Source organism: Streptomyces sp. NPDC059850 (assembly GCF_042731515.1).
In the GTDB taxonomy this organism is placed as follows: domain Bacteria; phylum Actinomycetota; class Actinomycetes; order Streptomycetales; family Streptomycetaceae; genus Streptomyces.
The window spans coordinates 17,685-34,673 of the sequence record NZ_JBHWJI010000024.1; the positions used below are offsets into that span (position 1 = coordinate 17,685).

A 16,989-nucleotide genomic window follows, 5' to 3' on the forward strand; every position below is an offset into this window, starting at 1 on the left:
CACGCGCGCTGTCCGCCGCCGGTCAGCAGGCGTACTTGACAGCGAGCTGGTGCTCAGTCAGATTCGGCCCAAAACGTAGGACGTCCGACGTCCGTATTGCCCCATTGAGCATCATGGAGAAAGCAGGGTCCTGATGAGTCTTCCGGCTCCGCTCACCGGTGTGGTCCCGCCCCTGTGCACTCCGCTCACCCCGGACGGCGAGGTCGACACGGTCTCCCTCACCGCCCTCGCCGAGCGGCTGATCGGCGCGGGGGTGAGCGGGCTGTTCGCGCTCGGGTCGAGCGGTGAGGCCGCGTATCTGGGTGACGGGAGGCGCCGTACCGTCCTGGAGACGGTGGTCGGGGTGGCGGCCGGGCGGGTGCCGGTGCTCGCCGGGGCGATCGACATGGCGACCGAGCGGGTCGTGGACCACGCCCGTACCGCCGCCGCGCTGGGCGCGGACGGGATCGTGGCCACCGCGCCCTTCTACACCCGTACGCATCCGGTGGAGATCGCCGACCACTTCCGGCGGGTGCGCGAGGGCGCGGGGCTGCCGCTCTTCGCGTACGACATCCCGGCCTCCGTCCACTCCAAGCTGCCGCCCCAGGTCGTGTTGGAACTGGCCGCCGACGGCACGCTCGCCGGGCTCAAGGACAGCAGCGGCGAGGACGGGGCGCTGCGGCGGCTGCTGGTGGAAGCGCGCCGCCGGGGGCTCATGGACTCCTTCTCCGTGCTCACCGGGTCCGAACTCGCCGTGGACGGAGCCCTGTTGGCCGGGGTTCATGGCGTCGTCCCCGGTCTTGGCAATGTCGACCCGGCGGGCTACGTACGGCTCTACGGGCACGCCCGCGCGGGCCGCTGGGAGCGGGCGGCGGCCGAACAGGACCGGCTGGCGGCGCTGTTCGCGCTCACCGACGCCGGGGATCCGGCGGCGATGGGCGGCAGCTCCTCGGCGCTCGGCGCGTTCAAGGCGGCGCTGCATCTGCTGGGCGTCATCGCCTGCCCGGCGACGGCCGCGCCGCAGGTGCCGCTCGGAGGCGATGCTGTGAAGACGGTGCGTCAACTCCTGGAAGAGGGAGGGCTGCTGCCGTGACGGGCGTCGAGATAACCGGACCGTGGTACCGCCAGGTCTCCCGGCGTCAGTGGAAGTCGATGTTCGCCGCCTGGATCGGCTATCTGCTCGACGGTTTCGACTTCGTGCTCATCACCCTCGTACTGACCGAGATCGCCGACGAGTTCGACCTGAGCGCGGCGTCGGCGGCGAGCCTGGTCTCGGGCGCGTTCATCACCCGCTGGCTCGGCGGGGCGCTGCTCGGCGCGATGGGGGACCGGTACGGGCGCAAGCCCGCGATGATCGCCAGCATTGTGCTCTACTCGCTGGGCACCTTCGCGTGCGGCTTCGCCTGGAATTACTTCAGCCTGTTCACCGCCCGGCTGCTGATTGGCATGGGCATGGCCGGTGAGTACAGCGCGAGCGCGACGTACGCCCTGGAGAGCTGGCCCGCCCAGTTGCGCAACCGCGCCTCCGGCTTTCTGATCTCCGGTTACGCGGGCGGCACGATCCTCGCCGCCGAGCTGTACAAGTGGGTCGTACCGCACTGGGGCTGGCGCTGGATGTTCTACATCGGCGTCCTGCCCGTCTTCGTCGCGCTGTGGGTGCGGCGCGCGCTCCCGGAGGCGGGGGACTGGCGCGAGGAGGTGGCCGCGTCCGGCGCCCGCCCCAACCCCTTCCGGCCGTTGTTCACCGGCCGCCGCGCCTACCTCAACGCGGCCCTCGCGGTGGCCGCGAGCGCCGCGCTGTTCTGCGTCTTCACCCCGCTGGGCGCGGGCTGGCGGTGGCCGCTGTCGCTGCTGGCGGCGGGCGCGCTGCTCGCCTTCGCCGCCCAGCTCGGGGGACGGCGGGGCTGGCTGCTGTACGTGGCGCTGATGGCCACCGTCTTCTGCGCCTTCCTCTACAGCTGGCCCATCCAGGCGCTGCTGCCCACCTATCTGAAGACGGAGCTGGGGTACACGCCGTCCGAGGTCACCGACGCGATGTTCTACGCGGGCTTCGGCACGATGGCCGGATGCTGGCTGGCCGGTTTCGCCGGTGACTGGATCGGCACCCGGCGGGCCTACGCGTACACCCTGCTCGCCTCGCTGTGCTTCGTCTTCCCGGTGTTCGCGGTGCGGGACACGCTGGTGGGTCTTGGGGTGCTGCTGTTCTGTCTGCTCGCCCTGAGCCAGGGGATCTCCGGCATCCTGCCGAAGTACATCGCCGGACACTTCCCCACCCAGAGCCGCGCCGCGTCGCTCGGCTTCGTCTACAACACGGGGGCGCTCGGCGGCGCCGTGGCCCCGGTGCTGGGCACGCGGCTGGCGGAGGGCATGCCGCTCGGGCAGGCCCTGGCGGTGCTGACGTCCGGTCTGACGCTGGTGGTGATCGTGCTGGTGGGAGCGGATGTGCCACGGCGGCTGGGCCGTCTGGTGGACCCGGCGCTCTCCGGCGACCAGCTGCTGCGGGCGCCCTCGCCTTCCTCGGAGCGGGCGGACACGCCGGGCTGAACGCGCCGCCCCGGGTGGGGGCTTGTGGAATGAGGGGCGCGTTCCTAGCATCGGCGGTGTTACAGCGGTGGTGTCACAAAGGCTAGGACGGTCCCGGATGGCGGCGGCAGCAGCAGGCGTGGGCGGAGCGGCGGGGCACGGGCCGCTGGCCGGGGTGCGGGTGGTGGAGCTGGCCGGGATCGGCCCCGGGCCGTTCGCGGCCATGCTCCTGGGCGACCTGGGCGCCGATGTCGTACGGATCGACCGCCCCGGGCGGCCCGGCGGCCTGAAGATCGACCCGGCGTACGACGTCGCCAACCGCAACAAGCGCTCCGTCCTGCTCGACCTGAAGTCCGAGCACGGCCGGGACGCGGCGCTCGGCCTCGTCGAGCGGGCCGACATCCTCATCGAGGGCTACCGCCCCGGTGTCGCCGAGCGGCTGGGCCTCGGCCCGGACCCCTGCCTCGCCCGTAACCCGGCGCTCGTCTACGGCCGGATGACCGGCTGGGGGCAGGAGGGCCCGCTCTCCGGCACGGCCGGGCACGACATCGGCTACATCGCCATCACCGGCGCCCTGGGCGCGATCGGGGCCGCCGACGGCCCGCCGGTGGTGCCCGCGAACCTGCTCGGGGACTACGCGGGCGGCTCGCTCTACCTCGTCATCGGCGTCCTCGCCGCCCTCCAGCACGCCCGCTCCGGCGGCACCGGCCAGGTGGTGGACGCGGCGATCGTGGACGGCACCGCGCATCTGACCGCCGTCCTGCACGGCATGATGGCCGCCGGTGGCTGGCAGGACCGGCGCGGCAGCAACCTCCTCGACGGCGGCAGCCCCTTCTACGGCACGTACGAGACCGCCGACGGCGGCTATATGGCGGTCGGCGCGCTGGAGCCCGCGTTCTACGCCGAGTTCATCGACCTGCTCGGGGTCGCCGAGCAGGTGCCCAACCGCCGCGACGTCCACAGCTGGGACCGGCTGCGCGACGTCATCGCCGCCCGCTTCAAGGAGCGCACCCGCGAGGAGTGGACGGCGGTGTTCACCGGGTCGGACGCCTGCGTCTCACCCGTCCTGTCGCTGAGCGAGGCCCCCCACCATCCGCAACTCGCCGCCCGCGACACCTTCGTCGACGAGGCGGGCATCACCCAGCCCGCGCCCGCCCCGCGCTTCTCCGCCACCCCCGGCCGGGTGCGCGGCGGCCCCGCCCTACCCGGCGCGGACGCCGCCGAGGTGGCCCGCGACTGGGGCGTCCCCGACGTCCTGCCGACGCCGCCCGGTGAGGGGCCCTCGTCGTAACGCGCCAACCGCCCTCCTCTCCCTTGAAGCCCCCCGAAAGGCAGCAGACGTGAGCACCGAAGCGTACGTGTACGACGCCATCCGCACCCCGCGCGGGCGCGGCAAGGCCGACGGCGCCCTGCACGGCACCAAGCCCGTCGACCTCGTCGTGGGCCTCATCCACGAGATCCGGCGGCGTTTCCCCGACCTCGACCCGGCGGCGATCGACGATGTGGTGCTCGGCGTCGTCAGCCCGCTCGGCGACCAGGGTTCCGACATCGCCAAGGTCTCGGCCATCGCGGCCGGGCTCCCGGTCACCGTGGCGGGCGTCCAGGAGAACCGCTTCTGCGCCTCGGGCCTGGAGGCCGTCAACCTGGCCGCCGCCAAGGTCCGTTCGGGCTGGGAGGACCTGGTGCTGGCGGGCGGCGTCGAGTCCATGTCGCGCGTGAAGATGGGCTCCGACGGCGGCGCGTGGTTCGCCGACCCGATGACCAACTACGAGACCGGCTTCGTCCCCCAGGGCATCGGCGCCGACCTCATCGCCACCCTCGGCGGCTTCACCCGCCACGACGTGGACACCTTCGCCGCGCTGTCCCAGGAACGGGCGGCCCAGGCCTGGAAGGACGGCCGCTTCGACCGCTCCGTCGTCCCGGTCCGCGACCGCGCCGGGCTGACCGTCCTCGACCACGACGAACACATCCGCCCCGGCACCACCCCCGAGACCCTGGCCGGGCTCAAGCCGTCGTTCGCGACGATCGGCGAGGCGGGCGGCTTCGACGCGGTGGCGCTGCAGAAGTACCACTGGGTGGAGGCCATCGACCACGTCCACCACGCGGGCAACTCCTCCGGCATCGTGGACGGCGCGGCCCTCGTCGCCATCGGCAACCGCGAGACCGGCGAACGCTACGGGCTCAACCCCCGCGCCCGCATCGTCTCCGCCGCCGTCTCCGGCGCCGACCCGACCATCATGCTCACCGGCCCGGCCCCCGCCACCCGCAAGGCCCTGGCCAAGGCCGGGCTGACCATCGACGACATCGACCTGGTCGAGATCAACGAGGCCTTCGCGGCGGTCGTACTCCGCTTCGCCGAGGACATGGGCCTGGGGTTGGACAAGATCAACGTCAACGGCGGCGCGATCGCCATGGGCCACCCCCTGGGCGCCACCGGCGCGATGATCCTGGGCACCCTGGTGGACGAACTGGAACGCCGCGACGAACGCTACGGCCTGGCGACGCTGTGCGTGGGCGGCGGCATGGGCATCGCGACGGTGGTCGAACGGCTGTAGGTCCGTGGGCCGTGTCTTCCCCCACCCCGCCCCTTCCCGAAACCGGAGGCTCCGCCCCCGGCCCCCCACCGGGGCCGTGCCCCTGGACCCGCCGGGGTTGGGCCCCTGCACCCCGCCGGGGCTGCGCTGCTGGGTCTCGTTGGGGCTGCCCCCTGCACCCCGCCAGGGGTTGGCCGCTGGGTCCCGCCGGGGTTCAGCGGCTGGGTCCCGACGCGACCCCTCAGGTGTTGGCTTTTGGACCCGGCCCCCGCTGGACCGGCAGGGGCCGGGAGAGGACCGTCCCGTCGTCGGCCGACCTCGCTTTCGAATCGCTTCCGTTCCGCCCCCTCGCCCCCTGGAGACCGTGAGATGAGCAACCCCGCCAGCGCCTCGACCATCCGCTGGGAGCAGGGCGACGACGGCATCGTCACCCTTGTCCTGGACGACCCCGGTCAGTCCGCCAACACCATGAACGCGGCCTTCATCGGCTCCCTCGACGCCGTCGCCGAGCGGCTGGAGGCGGAGAGCGAGTCGATCCGTGGGGTCATCGTCACCTCCGCCAAGAAGACGTTCTTCGCGGGCGGGGACCTCAAGGACATGATCACGCTGGGGGCCGACCAGGCGCAGCAGGTCTTCGAGACGAACCTGCGCATCAAGCGCGGGCTGCGCCGGATCGAGACCCTCGGCAAGCCCGTCGTCGCCGCGATCAACGGGGCGGCGCTCGGTGGGGGGTTCGAGATCGCGCTCGCCTGCCATCACCGGGTCGCGCTCGACACCCCCGCGTCGCGGATCGGGTTCCCCGAGGTGACCCTCGGGCTGCTGCCCGGGAGCGGCGGGGTCGTGCGGTCGGTGCGGCTGCTGGGCGTCGCCGACGCGCTGCTCAAGGTGCTGCTCCAGGGCACCCGGTACGCCCCGCGCCGGGCGCTGGAGGCAGGTCTGGTGCACGAGGCCGTGGACACGGCGGACGAGATGCTGGCGCGGGCGCGCGCCTTCATCGACGCGCACCCCGAGTCCCGGCAGCCCTGGGACGAGAAGGGCTACCGCATCCCCGGCGGCACCCCGGCGGACCCGAAGTTCGCCGTCAACCTGCCCGCCTTCCCGGCCAATCTGCGCAAGCAGCTGAACGGCGCCCCCTACCCGGCCCCGCGCAACATCCTCGCCGCCGCCGTCGAGGGCTCACAGGTCGACTTCGAGACGGCGCAGACCATCGAGGCCCGGTACTTCACCGAGCTGGTCACCGGCCAGACCGCCAAGAACATGATCCAGGCGTTCTTCTTCGATCTCCAGGCGGTCAACTCCGGTGCCAACCGCCCAAAAAACATCGAACCCCGCACGGTCCGCAAGGTCGCCGTGCTGGGCGCCGGGATGATGGGCGCGGGCATCGCCTACGCCTGCGCCAAGGCCGGGATCGAGGTCGTGCTGAAGGACGTGTCCGCCGAGGCGGCGGCCAAGGGCACGGCGTACGCGGAAGGGCTGCTGGCCAAGGCGGTCGCCAAGGGCCGTACGAGCGAGGCCCGGCGCGACGAGCTGCTGGCCCGTATCACCCCGACCGCCGACCCCCGCGACCTCGCGGGCTGTGACGCCGTCATCGAGGCGGTCTTCGAGGACCCGGCGCTCAAGCACAAGGTCTTCCAGGAGATCGAGCCCATCGTCGCGCCGGACGCGCTGCTGTGCTCCAACACCTCCACCCTGCCGATCACCCTGCTCGCGGAGGGCGTGCAGCGCGCGGACGACTTCATCGGGCTGCACTTCTTCTCACCCGTCGACAAGATGCCCCTGGTCGAGATCATCAAGGGCGACCGCACCGGGGACGAGGCGCTGGCCCGCGCCTTCGACCTGGTGCGGCAGATCAGCAAGACCCCGATCGTCGTGAGCGACTCCCGCGGCTTCTTCACCTCCCGCGTCATCGGCCACTTCATCAACGAGGGCGTGGCGATGGTCGGCGAGGGCATCGACCCGGCCTCGGTCGAACAGGCCGCCGCCCAGGCGGGCTACCCCGCCAAGGTGCTCTCCCTCATGGACGAACTCACCCTGACCCTCCCGCGCAGGATCCGCGAGGAGACCCGGCGCGCGACGCTGGAGGCGGGCGGCGAGTGGCAGCCGCACCCGGCGGACGCGGTCATCGACCGCATGGTGGAGGAGTTCGGCCGCCCGGGCCGCAGCGGGGGAGCGGGGTTCTACGAGTACGACGCGGCCACCGGCAAGCGGCTCGGACTCTGGCCGGGGCTGCGCGAACACTTCGGTACCAGCAGCGACACGAGCATCCCCTTCGAGGACATGAAGGAGCGCATGCTCTTCCGCGAGGCCCTCGACACGGTGCGGCTGCTGGAGGAGGGCGTGTTGACGTCCGTCGCCGACGCCAACATCGGCTCGATCCTGGGCATCGGCTTCCCCGGCTGGACGGGCGGGGTGCTGCAGTACATCAACGGCTACGAGGGCGGCGTGCCGGGCTTCGTGGCCCGCGCCCGGGAACTCCAGGCGGCGTACGGGGAGCGGTTCGCGCCCTCGCCGCTGCTGCTGGAGAAGGCGGAGCGCGGCGAACGCTTCACGGACTAGCGTTGACCGACAGGGGCGTCGATATCTGGCGGATATCGGCGCCTCGTTGGCGAGATATGGCGCTGGATGACCGGCCCCTGAGCGGGTGGACTGTCCTCATGAGCAACGTGAGCAACACGAGCAACACCCTCTTCGTCCTCGTCCACGGCGCCTGGCACTCCTCCTGGCAGTGGGCCCAGACCCAGCGCGCCCTGGCCGGGCTCGGCGCGGTGAGCCTCGCCGTCGACCTGCCGGGGCACGGCTTCGACGCCCCGGTGCCCTCGGGCTACCACGCCCCGGGCCAGCCCGGCTTCGCGACCGAGAAGTCCGCGCTGGCCGGGCTGACCCTGGAGGAGTGCGCCGGGTCCGTCGTCTCGGCGCTGCGCGCGGTGAGCGGCCACCGCAGGGTGGTCCTCGTCTCGCACAGCGCCGGTGGCGTCTCCGCCTCCCTGGCTGCCGAGCAGGCCCCCGAACTGGTCGACGAGCTGGTCTACCTCACGTCCGTCGTACCGGCCGCACGCCCCCGCTTCGCCGACTACATGGCGGCCCCGGAGCAGGCCGCGACCGCCCGTGGCCAGGGGCTGGTAGTGGGCGACCCGGAGGCCATCGGCGCGTTCCGCGTCAATCCGCTGTCCGCCGACCCGGAGTACGGGGAGGCGCTGCGGCTGGCCTACTACCACGACGTCCCCGCCGAGTCCTTCGCCCGCTGGCGCCACGCCCTCAGCCCCGATATGCCGTTCGCGATACCGACCACCCCGCTCACCCTCACCCGTGAGCGCTGGGGCCGCATCCCGCGCACGTTCATCCGGTGCGCCGAGGACTGGGCCCTGACGCCCGCGCTGCAGGACCTGATGATCGCGGAGACCGACGCGGCGATGCCGGACCAGCCGTTCACCGTACGGACGCTGCCGGGCAGCCACTCACCGTTCGCCACCCGCCCCGCCGAGCTGGCCGCCGCCCTCGTACAGGACTAGCGGTTCAGTCCGCGGTCCCGTACCAGGCCCGCAGCTCCTGCTTCATGGACCGCTGAAACGCGATCACCAGCGCCTGCACCACCAGCGGTTGCATGTCCGCCGACAGTGACTTCTTCGCCGCCATCCGCTCCGCCCCGCCGCCGGACTCCGGCTCCCGCTCCGGGCCCCACACCTCGTCGCGGAAGAGCCGCCCCAGCTCGCGGGCCACGGAGCGGCTGTGCTCCTGGACGACCGTATGGGCCGCCAATATCGTCTCCAGGTCGATCGGGACGTCCAGCAGCCGCAGGCCCAGGTGCAGCACCCCGGGGTCGACGCGGAAGACGTCCGGCCGGTCGGTGCGCTCCAGCGCGTGGAGGGCGGCCAGCCGGTCGACGTCCTCGTCGGACAGCTCGCGCCCGGCGCGCCGGGCCAGTTGCTCGCGGGTCGCCTCCTCGGGTGCCTCGGGCGCCCAGGAGGCGACGAGGGCGCGGTGGATGGCGAGGTCGTCCGCGCTCAGGTCCGCCGGGAGCTGCCGCAGATAGCGCTCGATGGCGGAGAGGGTCATGCCGTGGTGCTGCAACTCCTCGATCAGCGCGAGCCGCGACAGATGCTCGGGCCCGTAGTGCCCCACCCGGCGCGGGCCGATGGCGGGCGGCGGCAGCAGGCCCCGGGTGCCGTAGAAGCGGATCGTGCGGACGGTCACCCCGGCCCGGGCCGCCAGCTCGTCGACGGTCAGGGTCGGTTCCCCGCTCTCGGGGGTGCTCATGGGCGCGCCTCGCTCTCCGGTGTGCTGCCCGCTCGGGCGTATCAGTATTGCTGTCTCATCATCGCTGTGAAACCTTCCGGCCTTATCTGATCGCACAGAGATCGGTCCGCACCGTTGACGCTCTCTTTACCCGGCCAATAGCGTGCATCGCTGTTCAGCTGTGTTGGTTTTCTTGCGAATATGTGAGGTGGGGTCGGATTGGGCACGGTACGCGGCAGGTACGGCACACGACTGATCGCGGTGGCGGCCGCCATGGCCACCGCGCTCGGGGCCGCCCTCACCACGGCGGACACCGCCGCCGGAAGAGCGCCGGACGCGGGCAAGTTCCCCGCCGATGTGCACAGTTACCTGGAGGATCCGGAGAAGACCGGGGAGGGCCAGGAGCCCCCGCACGCCCGGCTGAAGCCCACCGGGCCGGACGCGCAGAAGTGGCAGCGCAGCCTCGACGGCAGCTGGCGGTTCGCCCTCGCCGACAAGCCCGAGGACGCGCCCCAGGGCTTCTGGAAGGAGGGCTACGACGCGTCCTCTTCCCAGGGATTCCAGCGCGTCAAGGTCCCGCACACCTGGCAGACCGACGACCTCGACCACCCGATCTTCCGCAACATCGACGGCGAGATCGTCCCCGAGAAGCCCCCGAAGATTCCCCGTGACGTCAACCCCACCGGGACGTACCTCAAGGACGTCCAGGTGCCGAGGAACTGGGACGGGCGGCGGCAGGTGCTCCGCTTCGACGGGATGACCTCCGGCGCGTTCGTCTGGGTCAACGGCCGCTACGTCGGCTACGACCAGGGCGGCTACGTCCCCGCCGAGTTCGACGTGACCGACTATCTGCGGCCCGGCCACAACCGCGTCGCCGTCCAGGTGCACCGTTGGAGCGCGGGTTCGTACCTGGAGGACTACGACCAGTGGCGCTTCGCGGGCATCTTCCGCTCCGTATCGCTGTACTCCACCCCGAAGACCCGGATGGAGGACGCGTACGTCACCACCGACCTCGACGCCGACTACCGGGACGCCACGCTCCGCGCCGAGGTCGACATCGCGCGCGCCGAGGGCGGTGAGAAGGGGAAGCAGCGGGTCACGGGCGTGCTGTACGACCCGCGCGGCCGCGAGGTGCGGCGGCTGTCCGCCGAGGAGGCGGACGGCAAGGCCGAGTTGACCGCCGAGGTGAAGAACCCCGCCAAGTGGTCGGACGAGACACCGAACCTGTACCGGCTCGTGCTCAAGCTGCGTAACGCCGACGGCAAGGTCACCCAGACCGCCCGCCAGAGCGTCGGCTTCCGCGAGGTCGAGGTCAAGGACCAGCAGCTCAAGCTCAACGGCAAGCGCATCCTCATACGCGGCGTCAACCGCGCCGAGACCGACCCCGCCACCGGCCGGTACGCCACCCGGGAGCGCATGGAGCAGGACGTCCGGCTGATGAAGCGGCTGAACGTCAACGCGATCCGCACCTCCCACTACCCCTCGGACCCCTACCTCTACGAACTCGCCGACCGTGAGGGCATCCTCATCGACGACGAGATGGAGGTGGAGACCCACAGCTTCGAGAACTGCCCGGACGACTGCCTCGCCGAGAAGCCCGAGTGGCAGAAGGCGTTCCTGGAGCGCCACCAGGGCATGGTCGAGCGCGACAAGAACCACCCCAGCGTCATCATGTGGGACACCGGCAACGAGGCCGGGCTCGGCAAGGCGCACTACACGATGGCCGAGTGGACGAAGAAGACCGACCCGACCCGGCCGCTGTACCACCAGCCCAACCGGCCCGACGGCGACGCCCCGTTCGCCGACATCGCGGGCCCGCGCTACCCCACCCCCGCCTCCCTCGAATCCAAGGCCAAGTCCTTCACCAAGCCGATCGTGATGGGCGAATACGCCCACGCGATGGGCAACAGCCTCGGCAACTTCCGGGAGTTCTGGGAGGTCATGCGGAAATACCCCAGGGCCCAGGGCGGCTTCATCTGGGACTGGGCCGAGCAGAACATCGAGCGCCCCCTGATCACCACCCCCGACTCCTCCGGCAACCGAATCGCCGCCAGCCTCTCCGGCAAGCCGAAGGTGGTCGACGGCCAGCGCGGCAAGGCGCTGTACCTGTCCGGGCTGGACGACTTCGTGGAGACCTACCGCGACCCCAAGCTCGACCTGACCGGCACGGCGGTCACCCTCGACGCCCAGGTCAAGCCCGCCGAGCCGTTCACCGGCGACTTCACCATGGTCAGCAAGGGCGACCAGTACGTGCTGCGCATGAAGGACGCCGACACCCTGGAGTTCACGATCACCAGCGAGGGCAAGCCCCGCACGGTGACGGCGGACGTCCCCGAGGGCTGGACCGGCGCCTGGCACCGCGTCACCGGCAGCTACGACGGGAGCGCGCTGCGCCTGTTCGTCGACGGCAAGCAGCTCGCCGAGACCGCCTGGAGCGGCCGCATCGACTACACCGGCTACGACCTCGGCGTCGGCCGCAACGCCGACACCATGGAAGACGGCTACCCGGGACGCACCGCCAAGGGCACCATCGACCAGGTCCGCGTCTACGGCACCGCACTCGGCGCGGAACGGCTCGCCGCCGGTGAGGACCCGAAGCGGGACGCCCTGATCGCTCTGGACTTCGACACCTTCCAGCGCAAGGGCAGCTATCTGTCGTACGGCCTCTACGAATCCGGCGTCGACGGCCTGATCACCGCCGACCGCAAGCCGGAGCCGGAGACCGCCCAGCTCGCCTGGGTGCAGGCGCCGATCCGCGTCACCGACGCCGACGCCCGCACCGGCAAGGTCAAGGTCACCAACGAGCGCGTCTTCACCGGCACCGACGACCTGAAACTGCGCTGGAAGGTGACCGAGGGCGCGAAGACCGTCGCGAGCGGCACCCGCGCGCTGGACGTCGGACCCGACGCGAGCGACGAGGTCCAGCTGCCCGCCCCGCCCGCGAACCCCGGCGGCTACGAGCGCTACCTCACCGTCCAGGCGGTGACCGCCCACGACACCGACTGGGCGAAGGCAGGACACGTCGTGTCCTTCGGCCAGTTCGCGGTCGGCGGCGACAAGGTCCCCGAGCCGGAGCAGGCGCGTACGGGCGACGGCAAGGCCACGGTCGTCGGCAAGGACGACACGGTCGAGGTCACCGGCTCCGGCTTCCGCTACACCTTCGACAAGAAGAAGGGCACGCTCACCTCGATGCGCGCGGGCGGCCGCGAGCTGCTCACCTCCGGCCCGGAACTCGACGCCTGGCGCGCCCCCATCAGCAACGAGCGCTCCGACTGGGGCACGGCGGAGGGCAAGCAGTGGCGCTCCCTCGGCCTCGACCGGCTGCGCGCCACCGTCACGGGCACGGACGTGACCCCGGGCGACGACGGCACGGTCAGCGTCGCCTTCACGACCACGGTCGCGCCGCCCGAGGCGACGGGCGCGTCCTTCGACCAGACCATGACCTACCGCGTCGACGGCTCGGGCACGATGCGCGTCCAGCACAAGGTGGAGGCGCGCGGCGAGTTCCGCAAGCTGTCGTACCTGCCGCGAGTGGGCATGAAGCTCAAGGTGCCGGAGCGGTACGACACGTTCCGGTGGTACGGCCGCGGCCCGGTCGAGAACTACAACGACCGCAAGGACGGCGCGCCCATGGGCGTGTGGTCGTCCACGGTCGAGGACCAGTACGAGGAGTATCTGAAGCCGCAGGACCACGGCAACCACGACGACGTGCGCTGGGCGTCCCTCACCGACGGGCGCGGCGGCCCCGGGCTGCTGGTCTCCGGTGACCTCCAGGCGGGCGCCACCGCGTACGACGACCTCGACCGCGCCGCGTACCCGCATCTCCTCAAGCGCAACGCGGGCTGGAACACCCTCCACGCCGACCACGACGTCACCGGCGTGGGCGACACCCCGAACCCGGTGCGCGACCAGTACCGGGTGAAGGCCGACAAGGCGTACGACTACACCGTCACTCTGCGCCCGGTGGACTGACAGCGAGCGCTCACAGCCGGTGCCCGGGCCATGGCCCGGGCACCGGCCTTTTCTCGCGAAGCGTCACCGCTCGCTGTGCGCCGCCTGGATCTTCTCCCAGGACTTCGGCCGCACCGGCGCCTTCGCCGGGCTCAGCTCCGCCGCCCGCGCCTGGGTCGACCCCGGCTTCGACGGGGTGAACAGCCAGGTGTCGAAGAGCGCGGACAGGGGCTTCCCGGATACCTTCTCGGCGTAGTTCACGAAGTCCTTCACCGAGGCGTTGCCGTACCGGTGCTCCGTCGTCCAGCCCTTCAGGATCGTGAAGAAGGCCTTGTCGCCGATACGATTCCGCAGCGCCTGCAGCGCCAGCGCGCCCCGGTCGTACACCGCCTCGTGGAACTGGTTGTCCGCGCCCGGGTCGCCCGGCTCGACCTTCCAGAACGGGTCGTCGGCCGGGTAGGAGTCGTACGTGTAGTCCGCCAGCTCCTGCGCCGTGCCCTCGCCCTCCTTCTCCGACCACAGCCACTGCGCGTAGCTCGCGAAGCCCTCGTTGATCCAGATGTCGCGCCAGTCCTTCACCGAGACGCTGTCGCCGAACCACTGGTGCGCCAGCTCGTGCACGACGACCGACACGTTCGAGCCCTTGGCGAACTTCTTCGGGCCGTAGAAGGGCCGGGTCTGGGTCTCCAGGGCGAATCCGGCGGACACGTTCGGCACATAGCCGCCCAGCGCCTCGAAGGGGTACGGGCCGAAGACCGTGGACGCCCAGTCGGCGATCTCGCCCGTCCGCTCGATGCTGGCCCGCGCCGCGCCCGCGTTCTCGCCGAGGTCCTTGCTGTAGGCGTTGAGGACCGGCAGGCCGTTCGCGGTGGTGTCCGTCGTGATGTCGAACTTGCCGACCGCGAGCGTGGCCAGATACGTGGCCTGCGGCTTGCTGGAGCGCCAGTTGTAGCGGGTCCAGCCCAGCTGCGAACTGTTCGACGTCAGACGGCCGTTGGAGATGGCCTGCGTACCGTCCGGCACCGCCACCGAGACGTCGTACGTGGCCTTGTCCAGCGGATGGTCATTGCTCGGGAACCACCACCACGCCGACTCCGGCTCATTGGCCGCGACCCCGCCGTCCGGCGTCCGCTGCCAGCTGGTGAACCCGCCCGCCTCCACCTTCGACGGCGTACCGCTGTAGCGCACCACGACGGTGAAGGATCGGCCGGAGCCGATCGCCGAGGAGGGGGTGACCTCCAGCTCGTGGTCGCCGGTCTTCGCGAACGCCGCCTTCTTCCCACCCACCAGCACCTCGCGCACATCGAGCGCGAAGTCGAGGTTGAAGCGGGACAGGTCCTGCTTGGCGGTGGCGACGATGGTCGCCGTGCCCTCCAGCGCGTCCGACTTCGGCTGGTACTTCAGCCGCAGGTCGTAGTGGGAGACGTCGTAGCCGCCGTTGCCGTACGAGGGATAGTAGGAGTCGCCGATGCCGGGCGCGCCGGGCGCGGGTGTGGCCGCCGAGGCCGGGATCGCCAGCAGGAGGCAGGCCGCGGCCGCGCTCGGGACGATGAGTCTGTGGTGACGCACGAGTCCTCCAACTCGTAGGCGAGAACGATCATTCGCGACTCTATGTACTCCCCGTGCGCACTTCCCGTCCATCCGTTACCTGACATGCAATCGACATCCAGCCGCCACACGGGCCCCATGCCGCGCCGCGCCGTTCGCCCTCTTCTGCACAGGAGTTCACTCGCGCTAACGTCCGGCCCGTGCTGCTACGTAGGCGGAAACCCCGCATCCACTGGGCCAGGCACCTCGTTCCGGCGCTCACCGCACTGGTGGCCGCCACCCTCCTCCCGCTGTCTCCCCTCGGCACCCCACCGGCCCACGCGGCCCAGGTCCCGGAGAGCAGACCGGTCTACTCGTACGGCGACGCCATACGCGAGTCCGTATGGGTGGACACGAAACTCGACGGTGACGCGGACGGCAGGACCGACCGGGTCGCCGTCGACATCGTCCGGCCGCGCGAGACCGCCCGGCAGGGCCGGAAGATTCCCGTGATCATGGACGCCAGTCCGTATTACTCCTGCTGCGGACGCGGCAACGAGAGCCAGCTCAAGACGTATGACGCCACCGGCAAACCGGTGCAGTTCCCGCTCTTCTACGACAACTACTTCGTCCCGCGCGGCTATGCCACCGTCCTCGTGGACCTCGCCGGAACCAACCGCTCCGACGGCTGTGTCGACGTCGGCGGCCGCTCCGACATCCAGTCCGCCAAGGCCGTCGTGGACTGGCTGAACGGCCGCGCCACCGGCTACAGCGCGGCGGCCGGCGGCACGCCGGTCAAGGCGTCCTGGAGCAACGGCCGCACCGGCATGATCGGCAAGAGCTACGACGGCACCATCGCCAACGGCGTCGCGGCCACCGGGGTCAAGGGCCTCAAGACCATCGTGCCCATCGGCGCCATCTCCTCCTGGTACGACTACTACTTCGCGAAGGGCGCGGCCCTCTTCGGCTCCGGCCCCGACGGGCTGGCCGGCGCCGTCGGGAGCGACGCCGCGCACCAGCGCTGCGACGCCGTACAGAAACGTCTCGTCGACGGCGCCCCGCGCAGCGGCGACTGGACCGGGCTGTGGAGCGCCCGCGACTACGTGCCCGACGCCCGCAAGGTGCGCGCCAGCGTCTTCGCCGTCCACGGCATGCAGGACCTCAACGTCCGCACCAAGCACCTCGGACAGTGGTGGGACGCGCTCGCCGACGCGGGCGTGGAGCGCAAGATCTGGCTGTCGCAGGCCGGACACGTCGACCCGTTCGACTTCCGGCGCGGGGCATGGGTCAAGACGCTGCACCGCTGGTTCGACCACTACCTCCTCGGCCTCGACAACGGCATCGAGCGCGCGCCCATGGCCGACGTCGAACGCGCCCCCGACCAGTGGTCCACCGACCGCGTCTGGCCCCCGTCCGGCACCCGGCAGACCACCCTGCGGCCGGGCACCGGCGAGACGCCCGGGGTGGGCGTCCTCGGTACCGAGCGGGCTCGGCCCGGCGCCACCGCGTCCTTCACCGACGACCCCCGGCTGAGCGAGACCGACTGGGCCGCCGACATCGACCGGCCGACCGCCGCCAAGGCGGGCTTCAGCACACCACCGCTGACCAAGGACCTGCGGCTGTCCGGCTCCGGCGCCATGACGGTCACCGCCACCCCGTCCACCACCAGCGCCCACCTGAGCGCGGTCCTGGTCGACCTCGGCCCCGACACCATCCGCGACTACGGCGGGGCGGGCGAGGGCATCGTCACCCTCGACGGCCGCACCTGCTGGGGGAGCGGCACGGCGGGCGACAGCGCCTGCTTCAAGGCGACCGAGGCCGATAAGAAGGCGGTCGACTACACCGTCTTCAGCCGTGGCTGGGCCGACCTCGGCCACTACGCCGACTCCGGCAAGGGCCGCCCGCTGACCCCCGGCAAGCCGTACACCGTCACCCTCGACCTGGCGGCCACCGACCATGTCGTTCCGGCGGGCCACCGGCTGGGCCTGATCATCGCCGGTACGGACGCCGGACTCCTCGAACCGCCCGCCACCACACCCCGATTGACCCTCGACCTGAACCGCACGGCGGCCCGTCTGCCGCTGACCGGCGCCGTGAAGACCGAGGCCGCCGCGCCCGAGGTCGCCCCCGAGCGCCTGCGCGGCGTCCGTACCCCGCACATCGAGTCCCCGCTGCCCCTGCGCTGATCCGCACCCGCACACCTCCGGTGAGGCGCCCGCACCCGGGCGCCTCACCGGGCGTC

The 16,989-nt window shown here is 71.5% G+C and carries 10 protein-coding genes; 8 read left to right on the top strand and 2 right to left on the bottom strand.

Going from position 1 to position 16,989, the window contains the following annotated elements; translation table 11 throughout:
* Positions 1 to 133 precede the first annotated feature (133 nt).
* The 6 genes from ACFV9T_RS21155 (at position 134) to ACFV9T_RS21180 (ending at position 8,545) form a co-directional block, all read left to right on the top strand.
* Positions 134 to 1,072, top strand: a complete 939-nt coding sequence (locus ACFV9T_RS21155) for a dihydrodipicolinate synthase family protein (protein ID WP_385442540.1) — start codon at positions 134 to 136, stop codon at positions 1,070 to 1,072.
* Positions 1,069 to 2,523, top strand: coding sequence for a sialate:H+ symport family MFS transporter (locus tag ACFV9T_RS21160; RefSeq protein ID WP_385442542.1), 1,455 nt, complete (start codon positions 1,069 to 1,071; stop codon positions 2,521 to 2,523). Before ACFV9T_RS21155 ends, ACFV9T_RS21160 begins: the two co-directional genes overlap by 4 nt.
* A 97-nt stretch (positions 2,524 to 2,620) precedes the next feature.
* Positions 2,621 to 3,793, top strand: coding sequence for a CaiB/BaiF CoA transferase family protein (locus ACFV9T_RS21165; protein WP_385442544.1), 1,173 nt, complete (start codon positions 2,621 to 2,623; stop codon positions 3,791 to 3,793).
* Positions 3,794 to 3,842: 49 nt separating this feature from the next.
* Positions 3,843 to 5,057, top strand: coding sequence for an acetyl-CoA C-acetyltransferase (locus ACFV9T_RS21170; protein WP_385442547.1), 1,215 nt, complete (start codon positions 3,843 to 3,845; stop codon positions 5,055 to 5,057).
* 348 nt (positions 5,058 to 5,405) lie between these two features.
* Entirely contained in the window at positions 5,406 to 7,592 is a 2,187-nt protein-coding gene (locus tag ACFV9T_RS21175; RefSeq protein ID WP_385442549.1) for a 3-hydroxyacyl-CoA dehydrogenase NAD-binding domain-containing protein, read from the top strand.
* Positions 7,593 to 7,690: 98 nt separating this feature from the next.
* Positions 7,691 to 8,545, top strand: a complete 855-nt coding sequence (locus tag ACFV9T_RS21180) for an alpha/beta fold hydrolase (RefSeq protein WP_385442550.1) — start codon at positions 7,691 to 7,693, stop codon at positions 8,543 to 8,545.
* Between the two features lie 4 nt (positions 8,546 to 8,549).
* On the opposite strand, the gene ACFV9T_RS21185 is transcribed toward ACFV9T_RS21180, so the two are convergent.
* Positions 8,550 to 9,290, bottom strand: a complete 741-nt coding sequence (locus ACFV9T_RS21185) for a MerR family transcriptional regulator (protein ID WP_385442552.1) — start codon at positions 9,288 to 9,290, stop codon at positions 8,550 to 8,552.
* Between the two features lie 198 nt (positions 9,291 to 9,488).
* Between ACFV9T_RS21185 and ACFV9T_RS21190 the strand changes: the two genes are divergently transcribed.
* Positions 9,489 to 13,241 (top strand): glycoside hydrolase family 2 TIM barrel-domain containing protein, encoded by a 3,753-nt coding sequence (locus ACFV9T_RS21190; RefSeq protein WP_385442553.1) that lies wholly within the window; start codon positions 9,489 to 9,491, stop codon positions 13,239 to 13,241.
* A gap of 63 nt (positions 13,242 to 13,304) precedes the next feature.
* Here the strand turns inward: ACFV9T_RS21190 and ACFV9T_RS21195 are convergent, their stop codons facing one another.
* On the bottom strand, positions 13,305 to 14,789 hold the full coding sequence (locus tag ACFV9T_RS21195) for a M1 family metallopeptidase (protein ID WP_385442554.1): 1,485 nt from the start codon (positions 14,787 to 14,789) through the stop codon (positions 13,305 to 13,307).
* 179 nt (positions 14,790 to 14,968) lie between these two features.
* On the opposite strand from ACFV9T_RS21195, the gene ACFV9T_RS21200 reads away from it, so the two are divergent.
* On the top strand, positions 14,969 to 16,933 hold the full coding sequence (locus ACFV9T_RS21200) for a Xaa-Pro dipeptidyl-peptidase (RefSeq protein WP_385442556.1): 1,965 nt from the start codon (positions 14,969 to 14,971) through the stop codon (positions 16,931 to 16,933).
* Positions 16,934 to 16,989: the final 56 nt, after the last annotated feature.

Excerpts from the sequence above, each read along its gene's own strand:
- ACFV9T_RS21175 (WP_385442549.1), top strand. The coding sequence starts at position 5,406 with ATGAGCAACCCCGCCAGCGCCTCGACCATCCGCTGGGAGCAGGGCGAC.
- ACFV9T_RS21155 (WP_385442540.1), top strand. The coding sequence starts at position 134 with ATGAGTCTTCCGGCTCCGCTCACCGGTGTGGTCCCGCCCCTGTGCACT.
- ACFV9T_RS21185 (WP_385442552.1), bottom strand. The coding sequence starts at position 9,290 with ATGAGCACCCCCGAGAGCGGGGAACCGACCCTGACCGTCGACGAGCTG.
- ACFV9T_RS21180 (WP_385442550.1), top strand. The coding sequence starts at position 7,691 with ATGAGCAACGTGAGCAACACGAGCAACACCCTCTTCGTCCTCGTCCAC.
- ACFV9T_RS21165 (WP_385442544.1), top strand. The coding sequence starts at position 2,621 with ATGGCGGCGGCAGCAGCAGGCGTGGGCGGAGCGGCGGGGCACGGGCCG.